Source organism: Gracilimonas sp. B-17 (genome assembly GCF_056857935.1).
The window spans coordinates 170,999-189,249 of record NZ_JBSXOA010000009.1 but is presented as its reverse complement, the minus strand read 5'-3'; the positions used below and the strand labels follow the sequence as shown (position 1 = coordinate 189,249).

Genomic DNA, 18,251 nt, shown 5'->3' with positions numbered 1-18,251 from the left:
CAAAGATACGCTGATTTGAGGCGGGCATCAATCTAATATTTTCGGTTTTTGTGCAATTCGATAGTAGATTGGTATCGTATTACTATTGATATGCCATTATTTCTAAAGCAGAATAATTGGTAGTACTTGAAATATAAGAAAGGGACTTGATTCCGGTTTTATTGGCTTATTTTATCGTGTTGATTATTAATTATTTAATAGCGTAATTATTCAAGATAACTACATCAAATATAAAACAAATAAATGCGAATTTTTGTCACTTTAGTCTTAGCAATTTTCATTGCCGCGTGTAGTGATCAGCATGGTCAAAATTCTAAACCATCTCAAAACGAACTAACTGATCAAGAAACAGTAGAAAAACCCAAGGCTAGTTATCAGGTCATCAATGAGATTCCCTCGCATGTGCAGGAAATTGAAAATCTCACCGTATTACCAGGGGATACAAAACCTACTCATTCGCTCGAACTCATACCGGAACAAACGTATGGAAAAGATGGTGAGCCGTATCTAACAAAAGTACTTAACTACTTCATAGATGACAAAGACAGAGTGATCCTTTTGAATTCCGGGAATAATTTTGAACAACAGATATATGCCTATAATAACGATGGCTCATACTTCAAAAAAGTGGGGAGAAAGGGGAAGGGACCCGGTGAATACGTAGTGCCACTAATGGCAGGAACACTCGACGATAATTTTTTTGTTTATGATCCCCTTAATAAGCGGGTCAATGTGTACAATACTTCCAATTATACTTTACAAAAGACTATGCTCGAAGAGCGCCTGCCTGTAGTGGATCAAATGGAAACTAAGGGGCTAAATTTCGCGTTTTTATTTCCCAGAAATGATGGTAATCTATATGCCGTTTTCTCTGAGCGTTTTATGGATGAGGGACGGCCTGTGGTCAAATTCCTTTTGATTAACCCGGAAGGTGAGCCATTGGAATATGGAATCGCTACATTTCCTAAAGGTGTCAATGTCATAAAACCAAACTCAATGACACCCAGTGCATTCAGACCCCTTCATTTTATGGGAAATACATTTGTAGAACCGTCCAAAGATAACGGATTATTCTCCATATTTAACCGAGACTTACTCATCAAAAAGTTTGATGAAAAAGGAGTATATCATTCAGCGATCTATTACAAAATCAAAGGACTTCCCCTGGAATTGGATCAATACACGGAAAGCAGTTCGTATAACCGGCGTGATATAATGAATACTATTGAGAGATACGGTGAAGAGCTCCCAGAAACAGAGCGTGTTGTGGAAGGAATGAGAGTTGATGATAAGAACAGGATCTGGATCTCATTGACTAAAGAAAAAGAAAGCGAATATTATGAATGGTGGATCCTTGAAGAAACGGGAGAACTGAGAGCGAAGCTTCATCTTCCTGCCTATAAAAGACACTTTCAATTTAAAAAAGGATTTATTTATAGCAAAGAAATCATTGATGAAACTGGGGCGGAGTATGTGGTAAAACACCGTATGGAGTGGAGTCCGAATTGATAGGCAAGTTCTTTAATATTTTAGGTGCCTATATCGATTTAGCTAAATACCTGCACTTCTAATACTTCCTTACCCAAAGTTTATTTCTTACTCTGGCACAGCTCCACCAAAACGCCGTTGTTGTCTTTAGGATGCACAAAAGCCACCAGTTTATTGTCGGCTCCATCCTTGGGCTGTTCATTTAGTACGGTGAATCCCTCTTTTCTGAGGCGATCAAGTTCTGCGTGGATATCTTCCACTTCAAAAGCAACGTGATGTAATCCCTCTCCTTTCTTAGCCACATATTTTGCGATCACGGAATCTTTGTCGGTAGGACCAAGTAATTCGACCTTTGACTCTCCGGTTTGAAAGAAGACCGTTTCGACCTTTTCACTTTCAACCACTTCCGTTTTGGTAGGAGAACTGTTCAGGATCTTGCTATAGGTTTCAGTAGCTGATTTGATGTCTTTGACGGCAATGCCAATATGATCTATATGCATGATGAATAAATAGGTATTGAATTAAAATTAGTTCTGAATATCTGCCGGATATTGCTGAAGCAAGCCGGGTTCGCGCGTGATCTTTTCTATATTTTCTATATCACGAGGAAGAAAATCACTATAGATCTCCACTCCATCCTCTGTCACAAATATCATGTCCTCAAGGCGGATGTAAATTCGTTCTTCAGGAACCCTGAATTGTGGCTCTATCACGAAAACCATACCCGGTTTAATGGGTACGGAGTAGTTACCTACATCATGAACCGACATGCCCACACCGTGACCTAGAGTCATGTCTGGATCTTCGGCTCTATCATGATAAGACTGAACAAAGTCTACAGCAGCTTTTCGGTAAACAGGTTTTGAAAAATCAGTAGCTGCAAGTATTTGGTCTATCTCAATTAAGGCATTTTTCATGACCTCTTGCGGTGTCAGTCCAACTTTGATGTTGTATAAAATGGCTTCGTAAAATTTCAAATAAAAGGTATAGAGTTCCCTTTGAACCGGATTAAAGGTTCCATTGACCGGCCACATGCGCCCCAGGTCACTTGAGTAATAGTCCACATAGGCTCCGTAATCCATAAGGATCATATCCCCATCTCTTGCCGGACGAACACTCTCATGATAGTGATTCATGTAAGCATCAGGACCAAAATGAATGAGCGGGTAGTAAGCATCATCCTGAATGTTATTTTTTATGTAGATGTATTTGGAAACCGCTTCAAGTTCGTAGGGTTTTATGCCGACTTCAGTTGATCTCATGGATTCCATGATAACAGCTGCCTGCAGGTCTGTGGATCGTTTGATGAGTTCCATCTCCTTTTCAGATTTGATCTTACGAAGTTCATCAATAACTGGATCCAGATCGCGGACTTCTTTATCGGCTGAGATCCCTTTCAGTTTAGAAATGAACAACTCATGCCGGGCTTTTTGATCTGTAAAGGTATCACTTTCCATGTCCCTAATGGCCCGGCTCAACATGCTCCTTGTTCCTGCGATTCCTTCGTAAGGTGAAAAGGGAGTGTAGACCGTTTCAATATCATCAGAACTGAGTAACCGGGTGATCACATCCTCAAAATCACTCTGATAATAAACTTCATCAATTGCCGCATGATCGTAGATCATAGTGGAATCTTCGGCCGACAAAACTTTTCCTTCACCATATTCTCTTCGTTCATCCCGGGGCCGTAAAAACAATAAAACCGTTTGGGTGGTACCGTCAAGAACCAGATAGGCATGGGGTGAAGAAATCCCGGACAGGTAATAGAATTCATTATTCTGCCAGAAGGGAAGATATCCTGCGGCACTTGGGGCACCCTGTAACACAGCAATTGTATTACTGCCGATGGCATCAAAAACTTTGGCTTGTCGCGAAGCAAATTCATCCACACTAAAATGAGTGGAGAACAATGGTCTTTCCTCCATTTCCTTTGAGGTGTTCCATTCATAAGACTGCCCATATCCTGATGTGTAAAACAAAATAGAGGTAAGAGCCGTAAGGCAAAGTTGTTTAAAAAAATGTTTATTCATGAGTTGATGTTTTATGTGCCTATCGATTGCCAAAGAGTACATGATTTTTACCCTTATAATCAAAAAGTATTTAAAGGTTATATTAGCTTTAACATATTGAATTCACCCGTTAAATAAGAAACGAACTATATGCCTAAAATTTTATCACATCATCCTATCTCAGATCAAAAAAAATATCCATTTTGGTTTAAGACCACGATGATATTGATCGGATTGAGTTTACTGGTCATTGTGTTGACCAATGCGAAATTCATCCTGATGCCATTGGCTTTTTCTGCTTTCCTGGCGATGCTGTTAAATCCACTTGTGAGATCATTTGAAAAGTTAAAGATCGGAAAAGCATTTAGTATCATTTTGAGTATGATAGCTGTGATCATTGTTTTGGCAGGTATACTTTCTCTTATATCTGTACAGTTCACTCAGTTTGCGGAACGGGTGCCCGAGGTTACAGAAAAACTAAAGACAGTCACAGCACAAACTATAGGGTTTTTGGAGGAACAGGTAGGTATTTCACAGGAGGAGCAAAGTAAATATTTAGAACAAGGTATTAATAACCTCATCGATCAAAGTGGAAATCTGGTAAGCTCCGTAGTTAGTGCAACCACTAACATGTTCACGGTATTGGGGTTGATGCCGATCTTTATTTTTTTCATGCTGTACTATCAGGAAATGTATCGGGTCTTCTTTCAAAAGTTATTTACCGCTAAGAAAGGAGATTACACCCACATTAACAGTCTGCTGGATCGTATACAGGAAGTCACACAGAATTACCTGGTTGGGATGTTAACCGTGATCGGTATCCTGGCCATGCTGAACACGACCGGTCTGTTTATAATTGGCCTGGAACACGCTCTATTCTTTGGTGTTTTTGCTTCACTGTTAGCCATTATTCCGTATATAGGGATCATAATCGGAGCATTGCCGCCTTTACTGTTTGCCTTACTGTTAACAGACTCGTTGATCACGCCACTGCTGGTGGTCGCAGTGTTTGCAACGGTGCAGTTCCTCGAAGGTAATTTCATTACCCCAAAAATTGTCGGATCCAAAGTTTCTATAAACCCATTTGTAGCCATGGTGGCATTGATCATTGGCGGGCAGTTATGGGGCATTTCAGGAATGATACTGTTTGTTCCGCTTATCGGTATCCTGAAAGTCATATTTGATCAGATTCCGGACCTTAAACCCTATGGATATCTACTGGGCAATTCCATAGAATACAACGAGGAAGAATGACCCATTTCAAGTGGACATTCATTGCTCTGCTTTTCCTGATTATTTCCACTTCATGTAAGGAAGTGTCAAACAGTCGTGAGCATTATTTTCTGGATGGTTACGATAATCTTGTATTTAAGGATATTTCAGGGAATACGGTGTTACCCGGAGATTTCATTAGCAGAACGACAATGAATGGGTATCGCTATTACCGGGTACGAGATACAAGTCTGACGCTGGTACACAAAAGGTCCGGCGAGCCATATACCGGCTATATCAGGACCTTTCACCGAGATCGATATAATATTCAGGGAGAGTTTGAGGACGGTAAGATCTTCCGATTAAGATATTGGCACCCGAACCGGATTCTTGCTATGGATCAAAAGTTTAGAGAGGGTACTTTGTCTTTATGGAGTTCAGCCGGTTCACTGGTAGCGTCGGCTAATCATGATGAGGTGTACTATTACTATACGGGGTCACAGACCATTAAAGAGATCATTAGTGATACAATGCACAGTTATTACAACCGGGAAGGAGATCTGGAAAGGTACACCGTACGAAGGGACACTTTGAGTATTTTATATGATTCCGAAGGAAATATGCGACGATATTTTCCTTTTAAACCCGGTGTGGGCCTTCATGGGGTGATCAAAGAGTGGCATCCTAACGGAAAGTTGAAAGTGATCGGTGAATATGTAAATGGGCGACAGTCCGGGGTTTGGATCGAGTATGATAGCATTGGTACAGTTGTCAATCGTGAAGAAAACCCTGACCGGTCTGTCGATGATGAACGGCCAAACCAATGAGATTACACATTTAATTAAAACAAAATTATAGTACATTCGGATAGGTTTAAATTAAAGGGTCCAATATGCTTAGCTTGCCTTCCATCGATCAGATAATAACTAAAGCCTCAGCGACACTCCGAAGATTTCCGATTGCATTAACCTTCGCATTACTTGGTACCATTGGCGTAATCTGGATCGTCGATAGGTCATGGGATCAAGAGGAGGTTAGTTACCTCATCAGAAACTTCTGTTGGATTTCAGCTTTATCCATTTCCGTCTTCATGGCTGTAACGGTAATGAGTGAGGGTAGAAACTGGAAGCGGATTACAAAAATTGGAGTACGGTTTGTTGTATTAATATTATTGGTGATCTATTATCTGGCTTTACCCGAAGATTTTGAGCCATCAGGGTCGGTGGAATTCTACAGATATTCTCTCCTGTTTATCGCCTCCCATTTATTTGTGTCGTTTGCACCTTATATAGGCCTGGAAAGAGTCAATGATTTTTGGGCATACAACAAGATCCTGTTTTTGAGGATTTTACTTTCAGCTCTGTATGTTGGCATTTTGTTCAATGGATTATCGGTAGCTATTTATTCTATTGAAGTACTTCTTGAATTTGATATATCCGGGATCAGGTATGGGCAGTTGGCTATTTTCCTGATCGGAATATTTGGAACCTGGTTCTTTCTTTCGGGAGTACCTCACCCAGATCAGCTAACGAGTGAAGAGAAACTCTACCCAAAAGGCCTGAGGATTTTTTCCCAATATGTGCTGATACCTCTCGTAGTGGTATATATTGCCATATTGTATATGTACATGGGTAAGATCATCATAGAATGGGAGTGGCCGAATGGATGGGTATCTAATCTGGTCCTTAGTTATTCAATTGTAGGCATCCTTTCTCTCTTATTGCTTCACCCAATAAAGGAGGAGGAAGGTCACAAGTGGATCAGGATCTTTTCCAGGGGATTCTACATTGTGATGATCCCATTGGTTGTGCTATTAATGCTTTCCATTTGGGTGCGAATTTCAGAATACGGGGTAACGGTAAATCGATACTTAGTGGCCACGCTTGCAGTGTGGTTGGCCGGTCTCGTTATTTACTTTCTATTGAGTAAGAAAAGAAATATCAAAGTAATACCAGCTTCATTGTGTTTGGTTTCAGTTCTCATCGTGTATGGTCCTCTCAGTGCATTTGAAGTATCTGAGCGAAGCCAGGTAAACCGACTCGAGGATAAACTGAAGGAATATGAGCTTCTTTCAGAGAACGGAACCGTGCTCATGTCTGAGAAAGACATTCCATTTAAAGACCGCAAACAAATTAGTTCAGGGATCAACTATTTGATAGAATTGAAGGGTATCGGAGCTATACAGCCATATTTTGATCAGGACCTTCAGGAGGTTTTAGCAAATAAAGACAGCATGAACGTGGTATCGGATGCTGAAGCCATCACTAACCTGATCGGAATAGAGTATGTATATGATTGGGAAATGGAAAATGGTACCGGTGAGGAGTATGCCATGTTTCAATATCAAAAAAGAAGGATGGATCCTGTTCCACTGCAAGGTTATGACCATGTTATAGGTGACCTGGATATTTGGTCAAATTCCAATGATCTGGAAACTTCAATTGGGGGACATCAATACACGATCTCTCTTGATAATGAGAACTATGATATCAAGATATCAAGACTGGATTCAGGTCAGATCCTGGTCTTTGATCTGAAAGCTTTTATTGGGAGACTAAGAGATACAGGGGCTGATAAAGTCGAAACAGTATCTGTTGAAACCATGACGATGACTCAAAAAAGTGGATCCCTGGAGGTTAAACTCGTGTTCAATTCCATAGGCGGTCAAAGACAAAATGGTGAGATCACCAGCGTTAACGCCAATTTTGACCTGTTTTTTTCTTCTGAAAATTAAGGGGTGAAGAGCCTAAACCTCTCCGGGAAAGAATAGGTCCCTTACATGAGTGTAGTTTGCTGCCATTCTTCCAATGGGATCATATTTTTGATAGTCAACTTTGTCATTATCCATATAAACCTCATCATCAATATGATAGCAGACAAGTTCTCCAATGATCTGTTTGAAATTGCCATATTCGAGTACGTCTTTTAAAATGCATTCCATACTGATCGGAGCCTCAGCAACCCGGGGAGCCTTTACCAACTTGCTTTTGGCAACGGTCAGCCCCGCTTTTTCAAATTCACTGATATCTTTCGGATACACGGTACTGCAGTGATGCATCTGATCGGCCAATGCTGCTGAGGTCATATTGATCACAAAGTCACCGGTTTCCCGGATATTAGTCAGTGTATCTTTATCACCGGTTTTGCCGACATTCTCACCCGGACCGCTGGCGATCATGAACATCAGGGGATCGGTAGATATCACGTTAAAAAAACTATAGGGTGCCAGGTTGGGGATCCCGCTTTTCCCAACGGATGATATCCATGCGATAGGTCTTGGCACAACCGTGCCTTTAACAAGTTTAACGATATCAACGTCCGGGAACTGAGCTTTATCGATGATCACAACGATATTATTATAGGTTTCAGGTTAGGCCAAAGGTAGCCAATTTTAGATATCAAAAATAATGGCCGGGGTGGCAGACTTTTACCTCGCTTTAAAAAACTTCATAACTTCATCTGCCTCTTTGGAATTTAAGACACGGTCTTTGACGTACTTACCCTTTCTTGCGATCCGAACGCCGTACTGAATATCATCAATACCCTCAATGGTATGGGCATCCGGGTTGATGGAAGTCATCATTCCAACTTCACGGGCTTTGTTCCCAAACCTCCAGTCAATATCAAGGCGGTGTGGGTTTGCGTTGATCTCTATAGCTGTATTATGTTCAGCGGCCAAAGCAACCAATTCATTCAGGTCCAGGTCACTGCCGTTACGTTTCAGCAGCAGGCGACCGGTTGGATGACCGAGAATTCGGGTGTAGGGGTTTTTGATGGCATTCCGCATGCGTTCCATCATTTCCTTTCGGGGCATATTCAAAGATTGGTGCACACTGGCGATCACAAAATCAAACCCGTCCAGGACCTCGTCTTCATAATCCAGTGAACCATCAGCCAGAATATCTGATTCTATACCTTTGAAAATGACAAAGTTCTTGCCTTCATCCTTGAATTCCTGATTCAGCTCATCGATCTCTTCCCATTGTCTTTTGATATCCTCTACGGATAGCCCTCCGGCATAAGCAGCAGTTTTGGAGTGATCGGTAAGTCCAAGATATTCATAGCCTCGTTCCATACAGGCTTCAGCCATCTCACGGATCGAATACTTGCCGTCACTGTATGTGCTGTGAGCATGTATGACCCCGCGAATATCATCATCGGTGATAAGGTCTATGCTCTCCTGTTTTTCATATATGTTAAACTCACCTCGATCTTCACGAAGCTCTGGTGGTACAAAATGGAGGTCTAGTTTTTCATAGATATCTGATTCGCTGCCAAACTCAATGGGGGAGTCAAAATCAGTTTCTCCGTCGTCATTGAGTTTAAAGAGGCCATATTCATTTAGCCCCATTCCACGCTCACGTGCTCTTTGTCTCAGTACAACATTATGCTCCTTACTTCCGGTGAAATACATAAGAGCCGCAGGAAACTCTTTTTCGGAAACGATACGCAGGTCAACCTGTCGGCCTTCTTTTGTGCGAACCGAACTCTTGGTATCGCCCCGTCCTAATACTTCCGTAACACGCTCATGACGGGTAAACACATCAAATAGGTTTGCAATATTTTCCTTTTCAGCTGCTATAAGGATATCAATGTCACCAATGGTTTCAAGCCCTCTGCGATAAGAACCGGCCACTTCGATCTGTTTAACACCATTAAGTTCTTTTAGGCTGTCAAATATTGGGCTAGCGATATCTTTGGCCTCGTCAAGCCTGCAGCGTTCGTTGAATTTCTCCATCCATTCTATGGACTTCATGATCTTCTCTGCTGACTTTTCACCCAAACCTGAAAGTGAAGCGACTGAACCGTCTTCAAGCTTTTCCTTCAATTCCTCAATGGTACTGATACCGAGTTCATTGTGGATCTTATAGGCGTTCTTTGGTCCCAGGCCGGATATGTTAAGCCACTCAACCAAGCCCTCCGGTACTTTTTGCTTAAAGGCTTCCAATACGGGCATTTTACCGGTTTCTGCCAGAGCGTAGATATCTTCAGCGATAGATTTGCCCACACCTTTGATGTCTGTCAGAGTTTTTTCCTGTATGTGATCATTAATATTCTCCTGCAAACCTTCAATGGTTTGAGCCGCCCGGTCAAATGCGATCACTTTAAAGCGATTTTCACCGGCAAGCTGCATCAGTTGTGAAACTTCACGGAGTTTCGAGGCAATATCGTCGTTGGTAAAGGGCATATTATATTTTGGGCTTCAATATTTTTAATGGAATAGTTATGAGGTGCAAGGTTTTAAGATCAAGGTGCAAGAGTTCATCATTGAAATTCTTGCACCTGACACCTTGTATCTTGAACCTAACATCTATCTATAAGCATCCTCAATGTGATTAAATTCCGGCGCTTGGTTCTTTTTTTTGATGATACCGATTATATCGAATCGCATTGGTGAATCATATAGGTCATTTTCCCGGACCCAGGCCTCTGCAGCCTTAAATACTTTTTTTACTTTGCTTTCTGTAACGTGCTCAAATGGTTGTCCAAATCGGGTGGTTGACCTTAATTTTACTTCCAGAAAAACGACCACATCTCCGTCCTGGGCGATAATATCGACTTCCGCCCGGTCATAAAAAAAATTACGGTCCAGGATCTTCCATCCCTTTGATTCCAGAAAAGAACAAGCCAGGTCTTCACCGGCATTGCCGATCTCGCGATGAGATGCATCAGTCATCGTTCTTTTTCTTTCCGGTAAGAGACTCCTTGACCTCGACCAGTTTTACGAGTTGTTTTAGGAAACCGAGGTTCTTTTTATTGATATAAGGCAGCAGAGCTTCAGTGAATCGTTCGAACATTTCAAGGAACTCCATGTAGTTTTCTATGCGAACCTTGAATTCCTTGCTCTCCTGATCTTCCAGTCCGCCTGCTTCAAGAGTTTCCACACACTTGGCCAAATTCTCCCGAATAGGAGCGATCTCACGTTGTTGCCGTTCCCGGATAATCGTGGAAACGATCTTCCAGACATCGGTTTCGGCAGAGTAGTAATCTTTGCGATCACCCGGGTAACTTGTTTTATGGATCAGCTCCCAGTCAAGTAATCTCCTGAGATTCATATTGGCATTGCCCCGGCTTATATCAAGGGTTTCCATAATAGAATCTGTATCCAGGGGTTGGGATTCAGCATATAATAGGGCGTGTATCTGAGACATGGTCTTATTGATTCCCCAGGCTGAAGCCATTTCCCCCCATAAAAGTACAAACTGGTCCAGGGCTTCCTGATATGCTTTGCTGTGTTCCATCAGGTAATGGTTTATTCGTTAATCGTTATTCGTACAATGGGAATAAGATACGAATAACGATTAACCATTAATGGGTTACGATTTGGTTTCTTTGCTGCTTTCTGCCTTTGGAGCTTCATTTTTAGTCTCCGTGCTACCTTTTTCAGAAGTTTCAGACGGAGGTTTTGAGGCTGATTTCCGGCCACCATCTTTATAGTCGGTGACATACCAGCCATCACCCTTATAAACGACACCGCCTCCTCCTGAAATGATTCGTCTTACTTTTTGGCCTGTCGTTGGACAAGTTGTCAGAGCAGGCTCACTCATTTTTTGCAGGATCTCAAAGGTTGTTCCGTCTTCTCGTTTATATTCGTAAGTAGGCATTTTGGAAAATGTTAAATTGAGTTATGGTAAATTTTAAATGTCACTTACAAATTTTGTGCCATTCAGAAAGTATCAGGTCAAACTGGACAGACCTTTTTTCAAACGCTCTATAGCCTCTTTAAGGTCATCCATGGAGGCTGCATAACTTAACCTGATACCATTTGGTTCGCCGAAAGCATCACCGGGTACAAGGGCCAGCCCAAATTCATCCAACAGGTATAGGCATAAGTCGGTTGAGCTTTCGATCGATGAGCCATTTGGGGTAGAGCAACCGATATAATGAGAGATGTCAGGAAATACATAAAAAGCTCCACCCGGGGTAAAGCAGCTTACTCCTTCTATATCATTTAAGGCCCCTACAAGGTAATCGCGGCGCTTCCTGAATTGTTCGCGCATGGCAACCACTTCATCAAGATCTCCTTTGTAAGCTGCTTCTCCCGCTTTCTGTGAAATAGAGGATGGGGCTGAGGTTTCCTGACTCTGGATCTTTGAAACAGCACTCACGATCTCATTATTGGCAGCGAGGTAACCAAGCCTCCAACCGGTCATGGCAAAACCTTTTGAAAATCCGTTTATAAGTACCACTCGGTCTTTCAATTCTGGCGCTACATTCAAAATACTAACATGTTCGCCCTCAAAAACGATGTATTCATAGATCTCATCAGAGATGATATACACCTGCGGATGTTTCTTTAGGACCTCTGCCAGACCTTTCAACTCATCTTTTGTGTACTGAGCACCGGTTGGGTTAGAAGGTGAGCATAGGATCAACGCTTTTGTTTTATCTGTGATCGCTTCTTCAAGCTGATCGGGAGTCAGTTTAAAATTATTCTCAAACGAGGTTCTGACGGTAACCGAAGTTCCCTCTGCCAATCTGACCATTTCAGGATAAGATACCCAGTATGGAGCAGGTATGATCACCTCATCGCCAGGGTCTACAAGAGCCAGAATGCTGAAACCTACTGATTGCTTAGCTCCGTTAGAGCATATGATCTGAGAAGGGTCGTAATCCAGACCATTATCTCTTTTCAGCTTATTACAGATCGCTTCACGCAATTCCGGTGTGCCCGGATTCATGGTATACCCGTGAAAACCATCATTGATAGCTTTAATTGCCGCATCACAAATATGTTTTGGGGTTTTAAAATCAGGCTCGCCGGCGCTTAGTGATACGATCGATCTACCCTGTCGTTTTAATTCCTTGGCTCGGCCCGTGACTTTAAGTGTTGCAGAAGGCTGTAATTGTTGTGCTCGTTTTGAGATCATGTGGTACTACAAATTAAAAGTGTTTTGGGTGAATGATTTTAGAATTCTAGATGGGGGAGTTTGGTGAAATAAGGAATTAGAGTTTTCATTACCTATACAACTCCTTATTTCCAAGGCCTCATCCCTCTCTGGCTCGGAACTTATTTTTGAGTGCTTCCGCAACCACCTCTGGTACGAAAGAACTTAAGTCTCCATCCCAATAAGCTACTTCTTTGACGATCGAAGCAGAAATGAATGTAAATTCTTCATCAGGCATCAGAAAGACCGTATCCACTTCAGGAGCAAGTCTTTTGTTGGTAAGTGCCATTCGAAATTCATATTCAAAATCAGAGATCTGCCTGACACCCCTTACCAGGGTATCCGCATTCATCTTTTGTGCGTGATCTACTAAAAGTCCGGTAAATTGATTGACGGTAACATTCTTAGCCCATTCCTTTCCATTTATACATTGTTTGATCAATTCGACTCGTTCTTCACCGCTAAATACAGCATCCTTTTTATTGTTTACTGCAACCGTTACGATCACTTTCTCGAACAGATTAGTTGCTCGCTTAAGAATATCTAGATGTCCGTTGGTGATCGGATCGAATGAGCCGGGATATAGGGCGATAGTTTTCATGGATTGATTTTTATTTCGAATCTACCGGATGCTTTTGAAAGATGCTAACTATTGTACGGCCATAAGCTTTTGAGAAAGTACAGTTTGGATGATCTGAAAAGTCTTTATACTTATCATGCTCAAGCATTAACCACCCTTCTTCGGTTAGCCAGTTATTGGTGAGTATCTGATCTATCATCTCATCCATAAAAGGATAGTCGTAGGGAGGGTCACAAAAGATAAAATGGTGTGGCGTAGCCATCCCATTCAGAAATTTCTGAACATCAGAACAGACGATCCGCATTTGTTTGTCTATACCAAATTCTTTGGCTGTCTTTTCGATCTGCTTCACGTTTTGAGAGTCGCGCTCTACTGCAGTAACGTGTTTTGCTCCTCTTGAAATGGCCTCAAATCCGAGGTTTCCTGACCCTGCAAACAGATCCAAAATGATCGTCCCTTCCATAAAAACCCTGGATTCGATCAGATTGAAAATGCTTTCTTTGGTTCTGTCGGTTGTGGGGCGAACGTCAAGTCCTTTTGGGATAGTAAACTGACGGCCTTTCAATTTTCCTGTAATGATCCGCATGGCGGAATGAATATTTAATTAAAATTATAAATGTAAATGGTATTCAGCCGTAATTTAACACTTATAACTGAGCATTAAATATTACAAAATCAAAAATCGAGACTAAGCAAAATAGCAGGAAAGGCAGCGGTGAGTTCAAAGCCATAGGTTTCTTCCTCTGCTTTTACACCAATGGAGTCCAGTGAATTGAGCTTCACGATCTCGGCAGAATCATCCCAGAACCCCTGGAGCGCGTGTTCAATATTATGGGTATCGGTGCCGAACAGATATATGGTCTCATGTAATCCCCTTAGCCAGCTTGAGTTTTTGGCATACTGTAGCCAATGATAAGGAAGGTCTTCAGGTTGATCGTATGATATGTAGGTTGCAGCCCTGAATTTACCCAACAGGTAGGATGTGATCGAGATCACGTTCTTATGGCAACCGATCATTAAAAAGGACCCTCCCGGTTTGGCAAAATTGGACCATTGCTGAGCCATTTCAAAATCACTGTTGAAATCTGTGGTAGCTACCTGCCTGGTGAGTTTGTCAAAACCTTCCATGAGGTTTCTTCTGCGTATGGAAAGGAATTTATATTCGTTGTTGTGTAGTGAATGCCAGGTTGGCTCAATATTCTCACGGTCCACTCCCTTCATTAAAATAGAAAGATGATCTTCACGTTCATCTGCATTGTCATAGACCACCTTTGGAAAAACAGTCCAGCATTCATGGGCAGGATTCGTAAGGGCTCTTACCGATTTTATATTGTAATCGGCCCTGAATTGTTCAAAAGTGGATAAGACATGAGAAAAATTTGGGTCCTGCTGGCGAGTTATGGCATCGATCACATTGAAATTAAAGTCAAATGAACCGATACGAAAAAGGTGCTTGTCTTTATTCGGATCGTTGATGGAATAGAACAATCGATCAGAAAAAAAACAAACACCTAAATTTGCAGGTTGGTCACCCATTAATTCCAGTTTGGAGCATTACGCATGGTCGTACGTTCAAGGCTACCAATGGCATCATCAGATCCCGGAATTGTCAACAGATAGATCTGAGGACGCAAGGTGTCATTCAACGCATACTCAAATTTTGGATGTGGAGGACGTGGTGAATACACCAAAGAATCCGGGTTGAAGACATCAAAAGTAGATCCAAACAGAGAATCACCCATTGCGATCATCAATGAATCAGTTTTGAGGAAGTTTACCAGACTGTCTAATCCGCCTTCAGTTGGTGGAAATGTATCATGTACTGACTCGTACTGAATCAAAGCATCTTTAGTGTCAACTAAGCGCTGGCGAACTTTTTCGGTCATCGCCTGCCGTTCTTTAACTTCTTGATAAGGGGTGATCAAGGAATCATATAACCAGTAGGTAAGCCCAAGAATTATTATTCCAAGTACAATAGTCAGGATCGTGTTACGCGTTTCAATTTTCATGTGAAAAGCAAATGAGTTAGATAATTAAGTTTAATTCCCAAGAATTTTTGGAGAAAGAAAATACATGCACACCCATAGATATGCAACTTTACAGAGCTTTCAAAAAATATGAATTTATTATTCTATCAATGGCCTTATTTTAGTCTTTTAACATTAAAATTAAAAACACCTTTCATTGAACCGGCAAATACTTCGACTGGCTATTCCCAATATAATAAGTAATCTGTCGGTTCCACTGCTTGGTGCCATAGATACGGCTGTTGTAGGGAGGCTTGAGCACGTTTACTATTTGGGCGCCATTGCAGTAGGCAGTATCATATTTGATTTTATTTTTTGGGGCTTCGGTTTTCTGAGAATGGGGACCACCGGAATGGTTGCTCAGGCTTATGGTGCAGGAAATGACAGAAAGACAAGGGTCATTTTAATGCGGGTTCTTTTAGTGGCGGCAGTCAGCAGTGTGATGATCCTCCTACTCCAATACCCCCTTATTGAGGTATCTCTGGCAATTGTGGATGCCTCCCCGGAAGTGGAAGAATATACCAGGTTGTACTACCATATTCGCATCTTTGCAGCTCCGGCTACCCTTGCATTATTTGGTTTGAATGGTTGGTTTCTCGGAATGCAGAATTCAACCTATCCCATGATAGTGACCATTTTCTTAAATATTGTAAATATCATTTTGAATCTGATTTTTGTGTTCCGGTTCAATATGACCGTTGATGGAGTGGCAACCGGTAGTTTGATCGCAAGTTTTCTGGCATTAGGGCTTGCCATTTTGCTCTATAAGAAGAAATACGGAGGTGCAAGGCTAAACATAAAGTGGGGCGAGCTTATAGAAGCAGCGGAGCTTAAAAAATTCTTTTCAGTTAACAGTGATATTGTTATTCGTACACTTTGCCTGATCTTCTCCTATGCATTCTTTACAGCAAAATCTGCTGAAATGGGGGATGTGGTTCTGGCAGCAAATACTATTTTATTACAAATGTGGTATATAAGTTCTTATGGTACGGATGGTTTTGCTTATGCTGCTGAAAGCCTGGTTGGTAAATTTAAGGGGGCCAATGATAAGGACAGTCTCAGGCTGGCCGTAAAGGCTAATATGTTATGGGGATTGGGGCTCGGATTGTTAGGAACCATCAGTTACGCAGTATTTGATGCGGAAATACTTTCTCTGTTCACAGATAAGGAAAATGTGATAGAGGTGGCCATGGCTGTTGTTATATGGCTAATAGTGGCACCCGTTGTTAACAGTGTGTGTTTTATATGGGATGGAGTCTATATTGGAGCAACAGCCACAGCTGCCATGAGAAATTCAATGCTCGTGGCAACCATACTGGTGTTTATCCCGGTATATTACGTGAGCGAATCCTTTGCAGGTGTTCATGCGTTGTGGATGGCGATGACAGCATTTATGGTGGCGCGAGGGGTAATACTCACATTGTATGCCCCAAGCCGAATCTTTTCAAAGCAAACAGACTATAATGGTTGAGCAGCTGAAAAATTTTGGACGAATACTCTTAGTGACGGTCAATTCCTTTATAAAGGACAATTGTTTTCAGTATAGTGCTTCAACAGCATTCTACACGCTTTTTTCGCTGGCCCCTATTGTAGTTATTTCAGTTTATGTTGCCGGAATCTTTTTTGGAAGTGAAAGCGCCCTTGCTGAGTTGAGAGGATTTCTAAATTCTAATTTGGGTGAAGAAAGTACCAGGGGAGTCATGGCATTGGCTGAGACCATCCAGACAAATACTGAGAATAGATTTTTCTTAATTATTAGCATTTTCTTCCTGATGGTCTCTTCAACAAGTATCCTGATTCAGCTGCAGTATTCTTTCAATCAGATATTTAGGGTAAAGGCACATCCTGAAGCTGCTGTCGTAAAGGTGTTTCGAGACCGTGTGTTAGCATTTGGGATGATATTATTATTGGGTGCGGCTATGATCTTTTCGCTCGTCCTTGATTCCATAATGACCGCAGTAATGAACATCATACCCGTTGGTGCTTTAGCTGATCAGGTTTTATTCATCGGAATAGCCGGTAGTTTATTTTCACTATTAATGGTCATGCTAGCCGTAATGGCCATGTTTTATTTACTTCCTGACGTCAAAGTGCCAATAAAGGCGCTGCTTTGGGGTAGTTTGATAACCGCATTGTTACTTTTCTTGGGTAAATTTCTAGTGGGAATTGTGATTGGAAACAGTTCTTTGACTCAACTCACGGGGGCTTCATCATCAATTATCATTTTGATGTTGTGGGTTTATTATTCGGGTATTATCATCTTTTTTGGGATAGAATTGGTTGGAACCTTAGCAAAATTTACAGAGGGAAAAATTGAAACGGGAAAGTATGCCCGGAAAGTAAAAATTGTAGAAATCGAAACTGAAGATTAAAGGGTAGAAATGAAACAGATCTTGTTATTAAGACACGCTAAGTCAAGTTGGGATGATCCCGGGTTGAATGATTTTGACCGGCCGTTAGCTGAACGTGGGTTAAATGACGCTCCCTTAATGGGTCAGTTTGTCAACAAAGCAGGATATAGTCCGGCTGTTATTTACAGTTCTCCGGCTAAAAGAGCTGAGCAAACGACCAAACTTTTTTCAGATGCTGCCGGAATTGAGGTGGATAACATTCAATGGAATGAAGATCTGTACTATGGCTCAATGAAAGATTACATCGAGCAGATCCAGGCGGCTTCAGATGATCATGAAAGGGTTATGGTGGTAGGTCATAATCCGATCATGGAGAATACAGCAGGATTGCTTGCAGGTTCCGAACACAAGATCGCAGTTCGAATGCCAACAGCAGCCTTGGTTTGCCTTGAATGTTTTGCTGACACCTGGGAGGAAGTGGCACCGGGCACCTGTCAGATCAAGTGGATGATGATCCCGAAAATTTTAAGAACATAGGTGCAAGTTTTTAGGTGTTAGGTTTTAGGCTTGCCTCTAACACCTATCGCCTAATACCTAACACCTCACCAATAAAACCTGTCACCTAAAATGGCACATTTAACACACTATTTGTTATATTGACGCAGCAAAAAAATTCAATCTACAAATACATAGCA

At 41.6% G+C, this 18,251-nt stretch carries 19 protein-coding genes; 7 read left to right on the top strand and 12 right to left on the bottom strand.

Annotated elements, in window-relative coordinates; genetic code table 11:
• The first annotated feature begins 243 nt into the window (after positions 1-243).
• Positions 244-1,509 (top strand): 6-bladed beta-propeller, encoded by a 1,266-nt coding sequence (locus AC13FX_RS02500; protein ID WP_482878858.1) that lies wholly within the window; start codon positions 244-246, stop codon positions 1,507-1,509.
• An 80-nt stretch (positions 1,510-1,589) separates the two neighbouring features.
• On the opposite strand, the gene mce is transcribed toward AC13FX_RS02500, so the two are convergent.
• On the bottom strand, positions 1,590-1,988 hold the full coding sequence (mce, locus tag AC13FX_RS02495) for a methylmalonyl-CoA epimerase (RefSeq protein WP_482878857.1): 399 nt from the start codon (positions 1,986-1,988) through the stop codon (positions 1,590-1,592).
• 27 nt (positions 1,989-2,015) lie between these two features.
• The gene (locus AC13FX_RS02490) at positions 2,016-3,518 is read right to left on the bottom strand and encodes an aminopeptidase P N-terminal domain-containing protein (protein ID WP_482878856.1); all 1,503 of its coding nucleotides are present in this window, start codon (positions 3,516-3,518) and stop codon (positions 2,016-2,018) included.
• A 129-nt stretch (positions 3,519-3,647) separates the two neighbouring features.
• On the opposite strand from AC13FX_RS02490, the gene AC13FX_RS02485 reads away from it, so the two are divergent.
• The 3 genes from AC13FX_RS02485 to AC13FX_RS02475 all read left to right on the top strand — a co-directional run bounded on the left by AC13FX_RS02485 (position 3,648) and on the right by AC13FX_RS02475 (position 7,443).
• A complete protein-coding gene (locus AC13FX_RS02485; RefSeq protein WP_482878855.1) occupies positions 3,648-4,751 on the top strand; it encodes an AI-2E family transporter in 1,104 nt (367 codons plus the stop codon).
• Positions 4,748-5,536: a toxin-antitoxin system YwqK family antitoxin gene (locus AC13FX_RS02480; protein WP_482878854.1), complete on the top strand. Its 789-nt coding sequence runs from the start codon at positions 4,748-4,750 to the stop codon at positions 5,534-5,536. The genes AC13FX_RS02485 and AC13FX_RS02480 overlap by 4 nt, the downstream gene beginning before the upstream one ends.
• Before the next feature lie 65 nt (positions 5,537-5,601).
• Positions 5,602-7,443 carry a DUF4153 domain-containing protein gene (locus AC13FX_RS02475; protein WP_482878853.1) on the top strand — a complete coding sequence of 614 codons (1,842 nt, stop codon included), beginning with the start codon at positions 5,602-5,604 and terminating at the stop codon, positions 7,441-7,443.
• A 12-nt stretch (positions 7,444-7,455) separates the two neighbouring features.
• Here AC13FX_RS02475 and AC13FX_RS02470 read toward each other — a convergent pair whose 3' ends face one another.
• The 10 genes from AC13FX_RS02470 to AC13FX_RS02425 all read right to left on the bottom strand — a co-directional run bounded on the left by AC13FX_RS02470 (position 7,456) and on the right by AC13FX_RS02425 (position 15,187).
• Entirely contained in the window at positions 7,456-8,055 is a 600-nt protein-coding gene (locus AC13FX_RS02470) for a flavin reductase family protein (protein ID WP_482878851.1), read from the bottom strand.
• Between the two features lie 81 nt (positions 8,056-8,136).
• Positions 8,137-9,897 carry a DNA polymerase/3'-5' exonuclease PolX gene (polX, locus tag AC13FX_RS02465; RefSeq protein WP_482878850.1) on the bottom strand — a complete coding sequence of 587 codons (1,761 nt, stop codon included), beginning with the start codon at positions 9,895-9,897 and terminating at the stop codon, positions 8,137-8,139.
• A 123-nt stretch (positions 9,898-10,020) separates the two neighbouring features.
• Positions 10,021-10,386 (bottom strand): YraN family protein, encoded by a 366-nt coding sequence (locus AC13FX_RS02460; protein ID WP_482878849.1) that lies wholly within the window; start codon positions 10,384-10,386, stop codon positions 10,021-10,023.
• Positions 10,379-10,951 carry a GbsR/MarR family transcriptional regulator gene (locus tag AC13FX_RS02455; RefSeq protein WP_482878848.1) on the bottom strand — a complete coding sequence of 191 codons (573 nt, stop codon included), beginning with the start codon at positions 10,949-10,951 and terminating at the stop codon, positions 10,379-10,381. Before AC13FX_RS02455 ends, AC13FX_RS02460 begins: the two co-directional genes overlap by 8 nt.
• 75 nt (positions 10,952-11,026) lie before the next feature.
• A complete protein-coding gene (locus tag AC13FX_RS02450) occupies positions 11,027-11,314 on the bottom strand; it encodes an FmdB family zinc ribbon protein (RefSeq protein WP_482878846.1) in 288 nt (95 codons plus the stop codon).
• 72 nt (positions 11,315-11,386) lie between these two features.
• Positions 11,387-12,580 (bottom strand): pyridoxal phosphate-dependent aminotransferase, encoded by a 1,194-nt coding sequence (locus AC13FX_RS02445; RefSeq protein WP_482878845.1) that lies wholly within the window; start codon positions 12,578-12,580, stop codon positions 11,387-11,389.
• Positions 12,581-12,698: 118 nt separating this feature from the next.
• On the bottom strand, positions 12,699-13,199 hold the full coding sequence (coaD, locus tag AC13FX_RS02440) for a pantetheine-phosphate adenylyltransferase (RefSeq protein ID WP_482878844.1): 501 nt from the start codon (positions 13,197-13,199) through the stop codon (positions 12,699-12,701).
• A 10-nt stretch (positions 13,200-13,209) separates the two neighbouring features.
• A complete protein-coding gene (gene rsmD, locus AC13FX_RS02435) occupies positions 13,210-13,764 on the bottom strand; it encodes a 16S rRNA (guanine(966)-N(2))-methyltransferase RsmD (RefSeq protein WP_482878843.1) in 555 nt (184 codons plus the stop codon).
• A gap of 89 nt (positions 13,765-13,853) precedes the next feature.
• Positions 13,854-14,714 carry a hypothetical protein gene (locus tag AC13FX_RS02430; RefSeq protein WP_482878841.1) on the bottom strand — a complete coding sequence of 287 codons (861 nt, stop codon included), beginning with the start codon at positions 14,712-14,714 and terminating at the stop codon, positions 13,854-13,856.
• The gene (locus AC13FX_RS02425) at positions 14,714-15,187 is read right to left on the bottom strand and encodes a hypothetical protein (RefSeq protein ID WP_482878840.1); all 474 of its coding nucleotides are present in this window, start codon (positions 15,185-15,187) and stop codon (positions 14,714-14,716) included. Before AC13FX_RS02425 ends, AC13FX_RS02430 begins: the two co-directional genes overlap by 1 nt.
• A gap of 175 nt (positions 15,188-15,362) precedes the next feature.
• Between AC13FX_RS02425 and AC13FX_RS02420 the strand changes: the two genes are divergently transcribed.
• From AC13FX_RS02420 to AC13FX_RS02410, 3 genes are read left to right on the top strand one after another with little or no spacing between them, the layout of a single operon-like run.
• Positions 15,363-16,676 (top strand): MATE family efflux transporter, encoded by a 1,314-nt coding sequence (locus AC13FX_RS02420; protein ID WP_482878839.1) that lies wholly within the window; start codon positions 15,363-15,365, stop codon positions 16,674-16,676.
• The gene (locus tag AC13FX_RS02415; protein ID WP_482878837.1) at positions 16,669-17,577 is read left to right on the top strand and encodes a YihY/virulence factor BrkB family protein; all 909 of its coding nucleotides are present in this window, start codon (positions 16,669-16,671) and stop codon (positions 17,575-17,577) included. The genes AC13FX_RS02420 and AC13FX_RS02415 overlap by 8 nt, the downstream gene beginning before the upstream one ends.
• A 9-nt stretch (positions 17,578-17,586) precedes the next feature.
• A complete protein-coding gene (locus tag AC13FX_RS02410) occupies positions 17,587-18,093 on the top strand; it encodes a SixA phosphatase family protein (RefSeq protein ID WP_482878836.1) in 507 nt (168 codons plus the stop codon).
• Positions 18,094-18,251: the final 158 nt, after the last annotated feature.